Origin of the sequence: Aeromonas sp. 1805 (assembly GCF_013085525.1) — a bacterium.
GTDB lineage: Bacteria > Pseudomonadota > Gammaproteobacteria > Enterobacterales > Aeromonadaceae > Aeromonas > Aeromonas hydrophila.
The window spans coordinates 4,360,415-4,375,854 of record NZ_CP038515.1; the positions used below are offsets into that span (position 1 = coordinate 4,360,415).

The window sequence follows — 15,440 nt, forward strand, 5'->3', positions numbered from 1 at the left end:
TCAAGACGGGATCAGGGCTGCTTGTCGCCCACCATCAGCAGGCCGTACTGTTCGGGGAAGCCCACCACCAGGGTCGTCTTGCGGGTATCCGGCATCTCGAACGCGGCGACGTAGGCCGTTGCCCCCTCTTTAGCCTTGGCCAGGCCCAGCATCCACTTGTTCTCAAGCGGGCTGAGATCGCTTGATGCCTTGAAGCTGCACTTGCCAAACCCGCTCAGGTTAAGCTTGCTGAGCCCCTTGCCAGACTCTGCATTGCCCTTGCCGGTCAGGGTACAGCCCGCCTTGGGAAATTCGATCTCCAGGGTCAGGGAGCCGCCATTGTTGGTGCTGCGGATCAGCCCCACCATGGCATCGCCAAAGCCGGCATCCTCTGCCACCCGCCAGCTGTCGTTGGTGATCGTCCGGGTGGCAAGCTTGCTCACGGCAAGGTGGCCGCTCCAGTCGCGATAGAGGGCGGTGCTCTGATCCGGATCCCGGAACTGGGTGCCGGTACGGCTGAAGTCAAAGGTCCAGCGCTTGACCTCCTTGCCAGCCAGATCGGTTACCGCTTTGTCTTGAAAGCTGATGAGGTTGTGGTCGTTGCTCTGGGCATCGAGCCGCTTGCCCCGCACCGAGGTGCGCTCCAGCAGCACCGGATAGATGCCATCCTTGTTCTCCTTCTGGGCCGCCTGCCCCATCCATTGCGAAGAGGTAATCGACTTGCCGTCGTTCTCGACCCAGACGCCCCAGCGCTGCTCGCCATCCCCCTTGGGATAGACCAGCGCCAATCCCTCCACTCCCTTGATCATCTTGAGCGGCCCCTGATCGCCATCGCGGCTGAGCAGGTTCGCCTCATAGACGCCGGCATCGGGCAACGGCAGCGGCGCGCGCTTGGCGATGCTGTTGGCCGCCTTCTCGCTGTCGCAGGCGGACAGGGCGGCGGTGCAGGCGATGGCCAGCATGGCTTTGTGGTGCATTCTCATGACTCTTGTTCCTTGCAATTGCTTTGTTATGTGAGGTGCATTCAATCGCCGCTGAATTTACTGGAGGAAGGGTTCGCCGGTCGACGCAAGATCTGTAACCAGCTGTTACAAGGCATTGATGAGCAAGAGATAACACATGACTTGGTTGGCCGGGCGGTGCAGCAACAAGAAGAGAAGCCGTCTCTCCTCCCCCCGCTTCTCTTGACCTTTCCGTGTAAAAATCTGACCGCCATCAAGATTTCATTCAAATCCCACGAACTGGTTGTGTTTTAACTCAACAAAGTTAGCCGACGTTTGATACCCTAATCATCAGCGCCAAAGGCACCCGGCAGCCAGGGAACAACCATAATTTTTCCCACATCAATTCGGTTAATAGCAGCAAAGTGAAAGCAGTGATCCGTGTGGTAGAAATTCTGGATGCAAGGTCATCAATTATCGAAGCACATTACATAACTTATATAGTAACCAATACATAGCTTTAGAAATATGAAATTATAGCCCTTAATTAATTTAATCGAAAAGCACTAATAACAGAGAATAAATATGAGCATATTAGAAAATTTACTACGCAGTCTTAGTTCAGATGTGGTCAATATTGTTTTTTTACTCAGCATGCTGGCCGTATTCGTTCTCGGGCTCAGATTTACCAAAAAGGGAACACAGGTAGAATTCGTAAATTATGTGCCGACATTGTTAACCACCACAGGTATTTTTGGTACTTTTTTGGGCATTGTGATGGGTCTTCTCGACTTTAATCAAAATGATATTGAGGCCAGTATCCCCCCCCTTCTGGAAGGCCTAAAGACTGCCTTCATAACCAGCTTAGCGGGCATTCTTTTCTCACTTGTCTTCAAGACCTTATCAACGTTTTCCTTTCTCAAACCAAAACTGGTCGAAGAAAGTATTACTCATGCTACCCCAGAGGCAATCCTAGGAGCAATGCAAGCTCAGGTAATCGAAATAATAGCGCTAAAAGAAGCGATGACAGGTAATGAAGAATCGACATTATTTGGCCAACTTAAAATTCTGCGTGGAGATATTAATGATAATGCCAAGCTATCTTTGAACAGTTCTATGACTCAAGCCGAGAAAAACCAACATAACTTTGAGGCATTCTCTGAGAAGTTATGGCTGAAGCTGCAAGACTTCGCAGATACCTTATCCAAATCTGCTACTGAGCAAGTTATCGAAGCTCTCAAGCAAGTTATTGTTGATTTCAATAACAAAATCACTGAACAATTTGGTGAAAACTTTAAGCATCTCAATGAAGCTGTTCACAAGTTGGTTGAGTGGCAGGAGAACTACAAGCAGCAATTGGATCAAATGCAACAACAATATGCACGTGGTGTTGAATCCATTACTGCCACCGAGGCCTCGGTAGCCCATATCAGCGAGCAAAGCAAAGTAATTCCTGAATCCATGAATGATTTAAAAAATGTTATGGAAGTGAACCAGCATCAACTCGCTGAGCTGGAACGTCACCTTGAAGCATTTCAAATAATGCGTGACAAAGCTGTCGAAGCTGTACCACAAATCCAGCAGCAGGTACAGGCGACTGTTAATGATATATCTGCGGCAGTTATTACAGCCAGTGAACACTATAAACAGTTACTATCTGAATCCGATGAGTACATCAAAGCTCACGTTAATACCTCCAATGTCCTGCTAGAAAAATTTGCTAGTGAGACAGAAAAGGGGATCACTCATGTTGGTGAGAGGCTGAAAGAAAGCTCTGAACGTATCAGTAAAGATGTTGAAGTAGCAGCCAACGAATTCACGGATAACACCTCTCGCACCAATGAGGCATTACAAACCAGCTCCGATTATTTACAAGCTCAAACTGATATCATCAAGCAGCACCTGCAAGATGCGGTAAGTGACCTTAATAGTGTGATGCGCGACATGATTGAAAAAATGGTGATCGATGCAAAAGATATGACCTCAACTATAAAAGAGGCCAACCAAAATTTGGTAGTCGATACCGTACAAGTACGCGATACCGTCATTCAGTCTGCGGAAAAACTTCAGCTGAGATTGAATGAAGTGATTGATGAAGCGGCTACCCAGCAGATCAATCAAGCCAAACGGACATTCGATGCAATGGAAGCTCAAGTTAAACAGCAAGTTGGTTTTACAGCCGAAGCTGTTGACTCCCAACTGAAACTAATTGACTCTGCAATGCAGCAAGAAATAAACCGAGTAATGAACGAGATGGGGCAAGCTCTGGCTCAAGTCAGTGGTAAGTTTGTTGAAGATTACATCAGATTGACCCAGGCAATGAATGAAGTTGTGAGTAAGCGAGTAGCATAATGGACAAGTTCTTTGGAACCAGTAATTCAACCCAGGAGAATGGCGAACATTGGCTGACCGTTTCTGATCTAATGGCCGGTCTGATGATGGTATTCTTGTTCATTGCCATCGTTTTCATGATGAATACTCAGAAAAAAAATGACAAAATCAAGGATGTCGCTGTAGCTTATCAACAGAATCAAGTAGCTATCTATGAGGCGCTACAGACAGAATTTAAAAATGATCTCAACAAGTGGGGAGCAACCATAGACAAAGAAACTCTAGCATTTAACTTTCAGTCTCCTGACGTCTTGTTTGCTAACAATGAGACAACTCTTAGTGATGCATACAAAAATATTTTGAATGATTTTTTCCCTAGATATATAGATGTACTGAGACCTTATCGTGAGTCTCTCAATGAGATTAGAATTGAGGGTCATACATCAAGCGCAGGGCTTAGAGGTTCGAGCGAGGGCCAAGCTTACTTCTATAATATGCGCTTGTCTCAGGGACGAACCCGTGCCGTGTTGGAATACGCCTATGGATTAATGCCTGATGAAACAAGCTGGATCAAAGCAAATATAGCAGCTGTAGGTTTCTCCTCCTCTCGTTTGATCATGAAAGATGGCGTAGAAGATGCGGCACAATCTCGTCGTGTTTCATTTAGAGCAATAACTAATGCCGATATTCAAATCAAGCGAATATTGGAGAATAATTAAGTGAAACTGAATGTTGATCTCAGTGCATTGCATCGGGCAGTTGCACCTCTTGGCAAGATAATAACAGATTTTTCAATAAAGAGTATATCTGGAGGATGGATAGATATTGGGGAGCACCTGAAAAGTGGGATGATTTTAGGAAAAGACATCCAGCTGGATGATATTGATGGCAGCGAAGGCATACTTCACTACAATGGTCATCAGGTTATGTTGTACATTCCAGACCAAGGTGCCTTTATTAATCAGGTTCTTGCTGATGGTAAGCAAAAAGGAGCAAAGCGAGTACACGTTGCGGAGTGTAAAACAATAATAGGTATGCGTGAACGTGGAAGATTCAATGACAGATATGATGTTATCAATCGAATGGATGGTTTTTTTCCAGTATTCGGTTCTGAATACCATTCACATGAAAACATTAAAGGCGAGGCCGAACTTGCTGTATGCCAGAATTGTCTTACACTCCTTAATCACAAGAATTTTTCAAATCTCAGCTGGGGAGATAAGGCTAAATTAGTTGATGATTTTTCATATGCTAATTTTTTCGAAACCTACAGTTCATATTTTAAGTCTTTACCCAAGTCCACTGTAGTACTACAGTCAAGTAGTTATACACCTGATTGGGCGGCAATTTCATCGAAGCTAAGAAGTGAATTAAACTATACCTGTGAGCAATGCGGAGTTAATCTTACCAAGCAAACTAAATTACTGCATGTCCATCACATCAATGGAAATAAAGCTGACAATAGCAGAAAAAACTTGCGCACATTGTGTGCGGACTGTCATAAAAAGCAACCACACCACGGTCATTTGTATGTAAGTAATGAGGATACTTTGAAAATTAACGAGTGTCGGCGTGAACAGCATAAGTTTGACGTATTCAATTATAACAATATAGTAAAATGCACTGATTCAGCCTTGGAAGGGTTGGTGTTAAAATGTCAAACCTCCGCTCTTCCTGGTCCGGAGCTTGGTATAGTAATCAATGATGGTGGGAAATTTATTTCAATCGATCTTTGCTGGCCTAGACGAAAGGTCGCCGTGTTGATAAGTATGACGACTTCTCACGTGTTGAGAAAACATGGCTGGAGTGTTTTTTCTGCATTTGATGCATTAAGTAATTTCCCTGAATTCCAAGCAAAGATAAGATAACTGTAAATGTGGTCTCAAGCCAAGAGAGGCACACACTTACTGTACATATCCATCCAATAACCCCCCTGACAGAATATATTCTGTCAGGGGGGTTATTTATCTCGCCGCCTGATCCACCAGATAGAGGATGCTGTGATAGGGAATGCTGGCGTGCTGGCTCAGCCCCATTTCGCAGGTGCGGCTGTTGCTGAAACCTTGACGGCAATCGACGGGCACTTGGGTAGGCAGGCTGGCGAGGGCGGCAGCGTTGAGCTCCGGGGTCATCAATCCCTTGTCGCCGGCAAAGCCGCAGCACTGGATATGCTCAGGCACGATCACCTCGCGGGCGCAGGCGCGGGCCAGCGCCTGCATCTTCTCCCCCAGCCCCATACGCCGGCTGCTGCAGGTGATATGGAGCATCACAGTCTCATCGATGGGGGTCAGCTCAAGGTGGGGCAGCAGGTGTTCCAGCACAAAGGCGGAGGGCTCAAACACCCGCAGGCCCTTGCCAAGCGCCCCCGAGAGCAGCCGCTGCACGCAGGGGCTGGTGTCGAGCAGCACGGGCCAGCGCCCCTGCTCGCTTGCCTGCCACAGCGCAGCCGCCAGCTCAGTACGCTTGGCTGCTGCCACCTCGACCATCCCCTTGCTGTCATAGGGCATGCCGCAGCAGAGCCCCTCGATGCCTGGCGGCACTATCACCCGGCAGCCCGCTTTATTGAGCAGGGACTGCACCACCTCCGGCAGTGATGGGGCATCCTCCTGCTGGCCGAATACCCGGCTGGCGCACGACGGCAGATAAACCACAGCGCGCTCGCTGGATCCGCCATGGCTCCCCTCCCCTGGCGGCCACTGGTAGCGGCTCGGCCCCGGCAGGGTGGGCAGCCAGGCGGGCGTGCGCTGGCCGCTCAGATGGCGAACCCCGTTTACCAATCCTGCCAGCGCCCTGCCTCCCAACAGCTTGCCGGCAATGGCTTTGAGGCCGAGGACACCGCGGGCCGTGCGGGTGACGCCAGCGAAGTGCTCGGCGCTCCAGCGGGCGATGGGCACGAAGCGTCGGTACTTGTCAGTGCGCAGCTTCTTGATGAGCGCTCCGGTGTTGATGCCGACCGGGCAGCGATCGGCGCAGAGCCCGGTGGCAGCGCAGGTGTCGATGCCCTGATAGTCAAACAGCCGGGCCAGCTGGTTGGAGGGCTCATCGGCACGATTGCGGCGGGCCAGCTCGCGATAGAGCACAATGCGCTGGCGCGGCGACAGTGACAGGGTGCGCGAGGGGCAGACTGCCTCGCAAAAGCCGCACTCGATGCACGGATCGACGATGGCATCGCTCGCCGGCATGGGTTTGAGGTGGGCCAGGTGGGCGTTGGGGTCGTCGTTGATGATGACGCCGGGATTAAGCAGGCCATCGGGGTCGAGCAGCGCCTTGATGCGCCGCATCAGCGCCATCCCCTCCGGCCCCCATTCCAGTTCCACATAGGGTGCCATGTTGCGGCCGGTGCCATGCTCGGCCTTGAGCGAGCCACCAAAGCGCACGGCGACCAGCTCGGCCACCGCATCCATAAAGGCGCCGTAACGGGCCACCTGCGCTGGATCATCGAACCCCTGGGTAAAGACGAAGTGCAGGTTCCCCTCCAGCGCGTGGCCGAAGATGATGGCCTCACCGTATTCGAAGCGATCGAACAGTTGCTGCAGCCCCGCCACCCCTTCCGCCAGGCGCTCGATGGGAAAGGCGACATCCTCGATGATGACGGTGGTGCCGGTGGTGCGCACCGCCCCCACCGCCGGGAAAAGCCCCTTGCGAATGGCCCAGAGGCCGGCACTGTCGCTGGTAAAGGGCACAGAGGCGACCTGAACGAACTCGGCCGCCATGGCCATCACCTGCTCGCAGCGATCCACCAGCTCCTCTTTCGATTTCCCATGCACCTCGACAAGCAGGGCGCAGGCGGTTAAGTCCAGCGTCTTGATAAAGTCCGGCAGGCCGGGCTTGCCCGCCACCGAGCGAAGGGAGCGCCCATCCATCAGCTCCACCGCCGCCACCGGGGCGCTTTTCAGGCACGAGGTGGCCAGACACGCCTGCTCGGCGTCCCGAAACACCAGCAGGGCCGAGGCCTTGTGGGGATATTCGGGCACGGTGTCGAGCACCACCTCGGCGATAAAGCCGAGGGTCCCCTCCGAGCCAATCATCAGGTGGGTGAGGATATCGATGGGGTCCTCATGGTCGAGCAGGGCATTGATGGCGTAGCCGGTGGTGTTCTTGAGCCGGTACTTGTGGCGGATCTTGGCGGCAAGCTCGGCGTTCGCCAGCACTTCGGCACGCAGGGCGGCGAGCCCCGTGAGCAGCTCCGGGCGCCTGGCCGCCAAGGCGGCGCGGCTGTGGGGATCGCCACTGTCCAGCACGGTGCCATCGGCCAGCAGCAGGGTCATGGCGTGCAGGGTGTGATAGCTGTTGTGGGCGGTGCCGCAGCACATGCCGCTCGCGTTGTTGGCAGCGATGCCGCCAAGCTTGCAGGCGTTGATGGAGGCGGGATCCGGCCCAATCTTGCGGCCCAGAGGCGCCAGATAGCGGTTGGCATCGGCGCCGATCACCCCGGGTTGCAGGGCAATGCGGGCGCCCTCGTCCAGAATGCGGTGGCCGCGCCAGCTGTCGGTCAGGGTGATGAGCACCGAATCGCTCAGGGCCTGGCCCGAGAGGCTGGTGCCGGCGGCGCGAAAGGTGCACGGCAGGCCCAATTCGCGGCACACCCCGAGTACGAAGCGCACTTCATCGAGGGAGTCGAGGCGCACGATGCGCTCGGGCACCAGCCGGTAGAAGCTGGCGTCCGTGCCGTGGGCGAGCCGAAGATCAGGGGCGCTCACCAGCCGCTCCGGCGGGATACGCGAGAGCACGGCGGCGTCAAATTCATTCCAGCGCATCAGCAATCCTCCACCAGCACTACCAAGAGGCGGCTCGGGCCGTGAGCACCGTAGGCCAGGGTCTGCTGGATGTCGGCGGTCTTGGAGGGGCCGGACACCAGCAACAGATTGGTGGGCATGGCCTGCTGCCAGCACCCGGCTGCCACCAGCCCCGCCAGGTTGTCAGCGATGGTGGAGGCCGCCAGCAGGGCGACATGACAGGGGGGCACCAGGGATAGGGTGCGCGGCTCGCCGCCATCCGGCAGCAACACCAGGGTCCCGGTGTCGGCGATGGCCCCCGCGCAGTGGGTGATGCCCGCCTGACAGACGTCAAACAGATCGTCTTTCCAGCCGGCAAACTCCCCCGCCGGAGTCAACACAGATCGCCCGGCGCAGGCGGCCGCGACCGCCGCCTGCCAGCGGCCGCCCTGGCCACAGGCCAGACTCGTCACACCCTCTTCATCCAGCCAGGCGGTCAGATCCCGGGTCAGGTTTGCCTCCTTGACGGTGAGGATCTCGGCGTGGCTGGCGCTGATCCCGGCAACAAAGCGCTCGCGCCGCGCCTGCTCACCCTCCCCGCGCCAGGGCTGCCAGCTATGGGGAGCGTGGGCAAGGGGGGTGGCGGCGCCGCGCAGGCGGCTTAATATGGCCTCTTTGCTCGACATCTCAGGACTCCTTCTTCTTCTGGCGCAGCAGGGCGTGCAGGCTCTGGGGGGCGGGTTTGGGGGCCTCGCGGCACTGGGTCCAAGGGCCAAGGTGTTTGGGCATCAAGCCCCGCAGGCGACCAGCCACTCCGGTCGCGGCGTGATAGAGGCGCGGGTGGGTGGCGGCAAAGGCAAAGCCCTGCATGGCGAGGGTCTCGAGCCGGCTCTTGGCCGCCCCCTGCCCCGCCAGCGGTTCGTGGCCGGGCTGTGCGTCGTGCTTGGCCTCCCGGCGCAGGCGCTGCAACAGGTCGGGGATGGGGATGCGCACCGGGCACACCTCGCCGCAGGCGCCGCACAGGCTCGATGCAGTCACCAGATCGCTCGTGCTTTCCAGCCCCAGCAGGTGGGGGGAGATGATTTTGCCGATGGGGCCCGGGTAGATGGTGCCGTAGGCGTGGCCGCCGATGCGGGTGTAGACCGGGCAGTGGTTCATGCAGGCGCCGCAGCGGATGCACTGCAGGGTCTTGCGCAGCTCCTCGTCCCGGTAAGCCTGGCTGCGGCCGTTGTCGAGCAGCACCAGGTGCACCTCGTCCGGGCCGTCCAGCTCCCCTGCCCGGCGCGGGCCGCTGATGACGTTGAAGTAGGTGGTGATGGCCTGGCCGGTGGCCGAGCGGGTCAGGGCGCTGTAAAGCGGCGGCATGTCGGATAAAAACTCCACCACCTTCTCGATGCCGGTGATGGCCACATGCACTTTCGGCACAGTAGTGCACATGCGCCCGTTGCCCTCGTTCTCGACCAGACACAGGCTGCCGGTCTCGGCCACCGCGAAGTTCACCCCCGACAGCCCCATGCCGGCGCGGCGAAACTCTTCGCGCAGGGCCCGCCGCCCGGTCTGGATCAGGGCGTCCACGTCGGTGGTGGGGGTGAAATCCGCCAGATTGCCGGCGAAGGTGTCGCTCACCTCCTGCTTGTTCTTGTGGATGGCGGGCATGATGATGTGGGACGGGGTGTCGCCGTCGAGCTGGACGATAAACTCCCCCATGTCGCTCTCAAGGCAGCGGATGCCGTGGCGCGCCATCTCGTGATTGAAACCCACCTCCTCGCTCACCATGGACTTGCCCTTGACGATGCTGCTCACCCCATGTTGTTGGGCGATGCCGAGGATGATGGCGTTGGCCTCGTCCGGGGTCTGGGCCCAGTGCACCCGGATGCCGTTGCGCTCGCAGTTGGCTTCGAGCTGCTCCAGCAGTTCCGGCAGGCGCGAGAGGCAGCGCTGGCGAATGTGCTCCGCCGCATCGCGCACCGCCGCTTCTTCGGCCGGGTCTGCGAAAGCATCCCGCCGCTTGCCACGCAGGTAATCCATGGCGCCGCGAAAGTTCTGGCGCAGCACCGGGTCGGCCAGGGCCGCCTCGGCCTGGGGATGAAAGCGACGCGGCGAATACTTGGCGTGCTCACTCATGATGGGCCTCCTCTTTTTCTGACAAAGGCTTGCTGTGGGCGAGCAGGAAGCTGGCCAGGTGCATGGCGGGCAGTGTCTTGCCCTGATAGGCCAGGGAGCCCTTGATGTTCAAGAGGCACCCCCAGTCGGCGCTCACCAGGGTGTCGGCGCCGGTGGCCAGCAGGTGGCGGGTCTTGTCCTCCACCATGGCCTGGCTGATGTGGGGATGGCGCACCGAGAAGGTGCCACCAAAGCCGCAGCACTCGCTCTCGTAGGCCTGCTCATGCAAGGTGACCCCATCGAGCTGACCCAGCAGGGCGCGGGCCCGGCTGTGTACCTGCATCTCGCGCCGGGCCGAGCAGGAGGTGTGCATGACGATGCTCGCCCTCCCCACCCCGTGCCAGCGCACCCGGCAGACCTGGGCCAGAAACTCGGTGAGCTCGAACACCCGCTCGCAAAACGCCGCCACCTCGCGGCTCTCGGGGAAGAGGCGGCGGTAGTGGTGGTGCATCATGCCGCCGCAGGAGCCCGACAGCACCACCACCGGCCAGGGCTCGGGGAAGAGTGCCATCTGGCTTTGCGCCACCTGGCGCGCCTCCTCTTCATGGCCCGAGGTGTAGGCCGGCTGCCCGCAGCAGGTCTGTTTCTCGACAAAGTGCACCCTTATCCCCTCCCGCTCGAGCAGGGCGATGGCATCGAGCCCCGCCACCGGGTCGAACAGGTCCACCAGACAGGTGGCATAGAGATAGACATCGGCCGGCTTGGCCGGATAGACCCGCATTACCTTCATCACTTGCTCTCCTTTACTTCAACTGCAGCAGGACGTCCGAGATGTGGAAGCTGTACATGAGCGCCAGCCCGATAAGGCCGGTGGCCAGCAGGTAGTAGAGGGTCGGCAGCGCGGTCTTGCGCAGCGTCGCCCCCTCACGGCCGAGCAGCCCCACGGTGGCCGACGCCGCCACCACGTTGTGAATGGCAATCATGTTGCCGGCGGCGGCACCCACGGCCTGCAGCGCCAGCATGGCGGCGGTGGAGACCCCCAGGGTCTGCGCCACTTCAAACTGGAACTGGCTGAACATCATGTTCGACACCGTGTTGGAGCCGGCGATAAAGGCCCCCAGCGCGCCTATGGTGGCGCTCAGGGCCGGGAAGAACGCCCCCACCAGCCCGGCGGCAAAGTTCGCGGTGGTCACCGGCATGCTGGCAAGATCCGCCCCGTTGACGCCGGAGTTGATGAAGATGCGCACCATGGGCACGGTGAAGATCAGCACGAAGCCGGCGCCGATCAGGGTGCGGCTGGACTCCCCCAGCGCCCGCCCGAAGGGGGCGAGGGAACGCGATTGCAGCAGGGTGGCGAGCAGGGCGCAGAGTACCAGCAGGCCCCCCGGCAGGTAGAGCGGCTCAATGGAGGCGCTGACCCCCTTCTCCCCCAAGAGGTCTGTGAAGGCGAGGCTCACCGACAACAGGCTGGCCTTGAATGCCGGGCTCACCCGGCTGGCCACCAGCAAGAGGGCCAGCGCCACATAGGGGAGCCAGGCCAGCAGCAGCGACATGGGGCGGGCGGCCGCCTCTTTGAGATCGAGCTTGAGGGAACCCAGCCACTCGGCAGGCCACTCCTGCTCGGGGGCGAAATCCCAGCTGGTTTTTGGCACCAGAAAACCGGCCCGCGCCGCCGTCACCACCAGGGCCAGCCCCACCAGACCGCCGATGAGGGACGGGAACTCGGGGCCAAGCAGCATGCCGGTCAGGGCATAGGGCACGGTGAAGGCGAGCCCGGCGAAAATCGCGAACGGCAGGATGACGAGCCCCTCGGTCCAGCTGCGGTGGCGGCCGAAGAAGCGGGTCAGCATCATCACCATCAGCACCGGCATCAGGGTGCCGACCACGGCGTGAATGAGGGCCACGTTGGTGGTCACCTGCTGCAGATAGACCTCCCAGCTGCTGCCGCCGGCAGTCAGGGTCTGTCCGATGGTCTGGCTGTCGAGCCCCTTGTTGATCCCCACCAGAATGGGGGTACCCACCGCACCGAACGACACCGGGGTGGACTGGATCATCATGCCGAGCAGCACCGCGGCCAGCGCCGGAAAGCCGATGGCCACCAGCAGCGGCGCCGCGATGGCGGCCGGGGTGCCAAAACCGGAGGCCCCTTCGATAAAGGCGCCGAAGCACCAGGCGATGATGATGGCCTGGATGCGCCGGTCCGGCGAGATGTTGGTAAAGCCGCCGCGAATGGCGCTGATGGCGCCGGTGTGTTTGAGGGTGTTGAGCATCAGGATGGCGCCGAACACGATCCAGAGCACGGTCACCGTGATCACCAGCCCCTGCAGGGTGGAGGCAAAGACCCGGGTCGGGCTCATCTGCCAGCCCCACAGGGCAATGAACACGGTCAACAAAAAGGCGACGGGCATGGCGCGCTTGGCGGGCCAGTTGAGGCCGACCAGCAGCACGGCGGCCACCAGGATCGGCGAGAAGGCCACCAGGGCCAGCAGGGTGTCTGTCATCATTGCGTCCTTGTCCGAGCGGTGCAGAGGCGCACCTTGTTGTTGTTTTGTTAAGCGGACGTGACCTTACCCTGTTCCTTTTTCGCGATATATGGAAATAATGAACAACATTCGTTCCAAAAGTTGATCAATATGGCCAGTACCGACGACCTCATCCTCTTCGCCCAGGTGGTGGAGGCCGGCTCCTTCAGCAAGGTAGCTGAACAAAATTCCCTGACAAATTCGGTAGTTAGTAAACGGATCGGGCGCCTGGAGGAAGAACTCGGGGTGCAGCTGCTCTATCGCACCACCCGCCGGCTCACCCTGAGCGAGGCGGGCAAGGCGCTCTATCAGGGTGCCAAAAATGTGAAGGCCGCCGCACTGGACGCCTTCGACGCGGTGGCGGGATTCGGTGAAAAGGTGAGCGGCCATGTGCGGATGTCGGTGCCCACCATCTCCGGCGAGCTGCTGCTGGCCGACGCGGTGGCCGATTTTTGCCAGCAGCACCCGGGACTCACGGTGGAGATGTCGCTGGACAACCGCTTCGTCAATCTGGTGGAAGAGGGGTTTGACCTGGTCATTCGCACCGGTTATCTGGATGACTCGAGCCTCATCGCCCGCCACATCCTCGACTCCCAGTGGGTGATCTGCGCCGCCCCCGCCTACGTGCGCCGCTTCGGGGCGCCGCGCGAGCCATCAGACTTGCTCACCCACAACTGCCTGCGCTACGCCTACCAGAGCACGGGGGCCTCGGAGTGGGCCTTCAAGGGGGAAGAGGGCAACTATCTGCTGTCGGTGTCGGGCAGCTTTTGCACCGACAACGCCGGCGCCCTGCGCAAGGCGGCGCTGGGGGGGCGCGGCATCGTCTATGTGCCGCGTTGCCTGGTCTATCACGATCTGATGAATGGCGAGCTGGTGGATCTCTTCCCCGATCAGGTGGGCAAGAAGCTCGGCATCTACGCCGTCTACCCCTTTACCCGCCAGCCACCGCGCAAGATCCGGCTGCTGATCGAGCACATCCGCCAGCGCTACCTCGACATCGCCCACTATTTTGGCTGACGGAGGATGGCGAGCATCCTGTACTACGGGGGGCTTTTTTGACCCGAACGGCAGAGTTGCCTACCATGGCCTCCCCTTTACTGCTCAGGACCAGCCCATGTGCACCGTCTTCTCCGGCCAGGATCCCAGTCACTACGCCTGCACCACCCGCTCGGTGCGGATCTGCGGCCACAGCACCAGCATCCGGCTGGAAAACAAGTTCTGGACCATCCTGGAGCAGCTCTGTCAGGCCCAGGGGCGCTCCATGGGGCTGTTTCTCTCCGAGCTCTATCAGGAGGCGCTCGGCAACGGCATGGAGATGAGCAACTTTGCCTCCCTGCTGCGCTGCTCCTGCCTGGTTCATCTGGAAACAGGACAGGAGCAGGACGTCGCCGCCTGAAGGACGCAGCTTCCTTCCTCATGAAAAAAGGGGCCGCAGCACCAGGCTGCAGCCCTTCATATTCACCTCTTCAAGCTCAGGCGAAGCGGCCGGCCCGCTCGATGAACTCGATCTGGTAACCGTCGGGGTCGGTCAAAAAGAACAGTCGGGCCAGCAGGGTGCCCTCATGGTGCATCGCCTTGACCGGCGCAGGGGCCAGACCCAGCGCCGTCAGACGCTGATGCGTCGCCTCGATGTCTTCCACCGTCACCGCCAGATGGCCATAGCCGTTGCCATGGCTGTAGGGCTCGGCCTGCCCCTGGTTGTGCGTCAATTCGAGCTCGAAGCCACTCTGGTCATTGGCGAGGTAGGTGAGGGAAAAACCGTCGAAGGGGAAGTGATCCCGCACCGCCAGCTCGAGGGCCTCGCGGTAGAAACGCACGGATCTGTCCAGGTCGCGAACCCGGATCATGGTGTGGACGAGTTTGGTCATAGGGACTCCTTGGTGATGGGAGTCACAGGGTAACCAAGGGCTCAGCCGGCCGGGTAGTAGTGGACTAGCACCCGGTGATTACCGGCCAAAACCTGACATGACCTCGCAGACTCAAGCCACCAGGGCCGCATCAAAGCGGCGGCTGGCGCCAGCTCAGCCGGGCTGGGCGGTGAGAAAGGCCAGCGACTGGCGGTTGAAGTGCTCGGGCCGCTCCACGTTGCAGACATGGCCGCAGCCGTCGATGATCTCGAGCCGGCTGTAGGGGTCGCGCGCCACCTGCTCGCGTACCGGCGCCAGGAACATGTGATCCTCCTCCCCCATCACATAGAGGGTCGGAATGGGCAGGGCCCGCTCCTTGAAGTAGCGCATCAGGGGGTTCACCTCGGTGGCGAGGCGAAACCAGCGCTTGAACTCTTTTTGGCACAATTTGCGCGCCTCGCGCACGAACAGGTTGCGCGACTCCTGATGGTGCTGGCGCGGCATGATGATGAAGGCAAACAGTCGGTAGAGCCACATGTAAGGCAGGATATGCTGGCCGAGGCGCCCCAGCTGCACCAGCACCCGCGAGCGGATGTCGAGCCGCAGAATGGCGCCGCCCAGCACCATGCTCTTGACTCGCTCGGGACAGAGCTCCGCCAGATGGCGAATGAGGATGGTGCCAAGGGAGATGCCGACAAAGTGGGCGCGACGAATGTTGAGATGATCGAGCAGTTGCAGGATATCCTCGGTCACCGCCCGAAAGCTGTAGTGGCCCTTGATCACCTGCTGCAGCTTGTGGGACTGGCCGTGGCCGCGCAAGTCCAGCAGCAGCACGTTGAAGTGTTCGCGATAGGCGCGCAGCTGCTTGAACCAGATGGAGGAGCTGCCGCCCGCCCCGTGCACGAAGACTACCCAATCCCGCTCGGGACCCAGCTCGAAGGTCTTGTGATACAGCATCTTGCGACTCCCTCATCGACGGCATTGGGGTATAGTAGGCGCGCA

General features: G+C 58.7%; 13 protein-coding genes. 5 read left to right on the forward strand and 8 right to left on the reverse strand.

Translation table 11 applies throughout. The features are described 5' to 3' along the window. Nucleotides 1-11: 11 nt before the first annotated feature. Nucleotides 12-956, reverse strand: a complete 945-nt coding sequence (locus tag E5E96_RS20235) for a hypothetical protein (protein ID WP_171283263.1) — start codon at nt 954-956, stop codon at nt 12-14. A gap of 549 nt (nt 957-1,505) precedes the next feature. Here E5E96_RS20235 and E5E96_RS20240 point away from each other — a divergent pair. From E5E96_RS20240 to E5E96_RS20250, 3 genes are read left to right on the forward strand one after another with little or no spacing between them, the layout of a single operon-like run. After that, complete coding sequence (locus E5E96_RS20240; RefSeq protein ID WP_171282973.1) at nt 1,506-3,272, forward strand: hypothetical protein; 1,767 nt, start codon at nt 1,506-1,508, stop codon at nt 3,270-3,272. Further along, entirely contained in the window at nt 3,272-3,970 is a 699-nt protein-coding gene (locus E5E96_RS20245; RefSeq protein ID WP_171282974.1) for an OmpA family protein, read from the forward strand. The genes E5E96_RS20240 and E5E96_RS20245 overlap by 1 nt, the downstream gene beginning before the upstream one ends. Continuing rightward, nucleotides 3,971-5,119 (forward strand): HNH endonuclease, encoded by a 1,149-nt coding sequence (locus E5E96_RS20250; RefSeq protein ID WP_171282975.1) that lies wholly within the window; start codon nt 3,971-3,973, stop codon nt 5,117-5,119. A 96-nt stretch (nt 5,120-5,215) separates the two neighbouring features. On the opposite strand, the gene E5E96_RS20255 is transcribed toward E5E96_RS20250, so the two are convergent. The 5 genes from E5E96_RS20255 to E5E96_RS20275 are packed head-to-tail and all read right to left on the reverse strand — an operon-like array spanning nt 5,216 to nt 12,570. Then, a complete protein-coding gene (locus tag E5E96_RS20255) occupies nt 5,216-8,008 on the reverse strand; it encodes an FAD-binding and (Fe-S)-binding domain-containing protein (protein ID WP_171282976.1) in 2,793 nt (930 codons plus the stop codon). Next, nucleotides 8,008-8,652 carry an LUD domain-containing protein gene (locus tag E5E96_RS20260; protein ID WP_049047830.1) on the reverse strand — a complete coding sequence of 215 codons (645 nt, stop codon included), beginning with the start codon at nt 8,650-8,652 and terminating at the stop codon, nt 8,008-8,010. The genes E5E96_RS20255 and E5E96_RS20260 overlap by 1 nt, the downstream gene beginning before the upstream one ends. Nucleotide 8,653: 1 nt before the next feature. Then, nucleotides 8,654-10,090, reverse strand: coding sequence for a LutB/LldF family L-lactate oxidation iron-sulfur protein (locus E5E96_RS20265; protein ID WP_101149523.1), 1,437 nt, complete (start codon nt 10,088-10,090; stop codon nt 8,654-8,656). Further along, entirely contained in the window at nt 10,083-10,859 is a 777-nt protein-coding gene (locus tag E5E96_RS20270) for a (Fe-S)-binding protein (RefSeq protein WP_171283264.1), read from the reverse strand. The genes E5E96_RS20265 and E5E96_RS20270 overlap by 8 nt, the downstream gene beginning before the upstream one ends. A 13-nt stretch (nt 10,860-10,872) precedes the next feature. Further along, nucleotides 10,873-12,570 carry an L-lactate permease gene (locus E5E96_RS20275; RefSeq protein WP_171282977.1) on the reverse strand — a complete coding sequence of 566 codons (1,698 nt, stop codon included), beginning with the start codon at nt 12,568-12,570 and terminating at the stop codon, nt 10,873-10,875. Between the two features lie 60 nt (nt 12,571-12,630). Here E5E96_RS20275 and E5E96_RS20280 point away from each other — a divergent pair, with 60 nt between their 5' ends. Together E5E96_RS20280 and E5E96_RS20285 are read left to right on the forward strand one after the other, a co-directional pair. Next, nucleotides 12,631-13,608, forward strand: coding sequence for a LysR family transcriptional regulator (locus E5E96_RS20280; protein ID WP_011706382.1), 978 nt, complete (start codon nt 12,631-12,633; stop codon nt 13,606-13,608). Between the two features lie 97 nt (nt 13,609-13,705). After that, nucleotides 13,706-13,987, forward strand: a complete 282-nt coding sequence (locus E5E96_RS20285; RefSeq protein WP_171282978.1) for a ribbon-helix-helix domain-containing protein — start codon at nt 13,706-13,708, stop codon at nt 13,985-13,987. 76 nt (nt 13,988-14,063) lie between these two features. On the opposite strand, the gene E5E96_RS20290 is transcribed toward E5E96_RS20285, so the two are convergent. Together E5E96_RS20290 and E5E96_RS20295 are read right to left on the reverse strand one after the other, a co-directional pair. Further along, nucleotides 14,064-14,459, reverse strand: coding sequence for a VOC family protein (locus tag E5E96_RS20290; RefSeq protein ID WP_171282979.1), 396 nt, complete (start codon nt 14,457-14,459; stop codon nt 14,064-14,066). Nucleotides 14,460-14,612: 153 nt separating this feature from the next. Further along, a complete protein-coding gene (locus tag E5E96_RS20295; protein ID WP_005302068.1) occupies nt 14,613-15,395 on the reverse strand; it encodes an alpha/beta fold hydrolase in 783 nt (260 codons plus the stop codon). Between the last annotated feature and the right edge of the window lie 45 nt (nt 15,396-15,440).

What these genes read in the sequence shown, in the direction of transcription:
- E5E96_RS20235 (WP_171283263.1), bottom strand. Translation starts at nt 956, where the DNA reads ATGCACCACAAAGCCATGCTGGCCATCGCCTGCACCGCCGCCCTGTCC.
- E5E96_RS20240 (WP_171282973.1), top strand. Translation starts at nt 1,506, where the DNA reads ATGAGCATATTAGAAAATTTACTACGCAGTCTTAGTTCAGATGTGGTC.
- E5E96_RS20245 (WP_171282974.1), top strand. Translation starts at nt 3,272, where the DNA reads ATGGACAAGTTCTTTGGAACCAGTAATTCAACCCAGGAGAATGGCGAA.
- E5E96_RS20255 (WP_171282976.1), bottom strand. Translation starts at nt 8,008, where the DNA reads ATGCGCTGGAATGAATTTGACGCCGCCGTGCTCTCGCGTATCCCGCCG.
- E5E96_RS20260 (WP_049047830.1), bottom strand. Translation starts at nt 8,652, where the DNA reads ATGTCGAGCAAAGAGGCCATATTAAGCCGCCTGCGCGGCGCCGCCACC.
- E5E96_RS20265 (WP_101149523.1), bottom strand. Translation starts at nt 10,090, where the DNA reads ATGAGTGAGCACGCCAAGTATTCGCCGCGTCGCTTTCATCCCCAGGCC.
- E5E96_RS20270 (WP_171283264.1), bottom strand. Translation starts at nt 10,859, where the DNA reads ATGAAGGTAATGCGGGTCTATCCGGCCAAGCCGGCCGATGTCTATCTC.
- E5E96_RS20275 (WP_171282977.1), bottom strand. Translation starts at nt 12,570, where the DNA reads ATGACAGACACCCTGCTGGCCCTGGTGGCCTTCTCGCCGATCCTGGTG.
- E5E96_RS20285 (WP_171282978.1), top strand. Translation starts at nt 13,706, where the DNA reads ATGTGCACCGTCTTCTCCGGCCAGGATCCCAGTCACTACGCCTGCACC.
- E5E96_RS20290 (WP_171282979.1), bottom strand. Translation starts at nt 14,459, where the DNA reads ATGACCAAACTCGTCCACACCATGATCCGGGTTCGCGACCTGGACAGA.
- E5E96_RS20295 (WP_005302068.1), bottom strand. Translation starts at nt 15,395, where the DNA reads ATGCTGTATCACAAGACCTTCGAGCTGGGTCCCGAGCGGGATTGGGTA.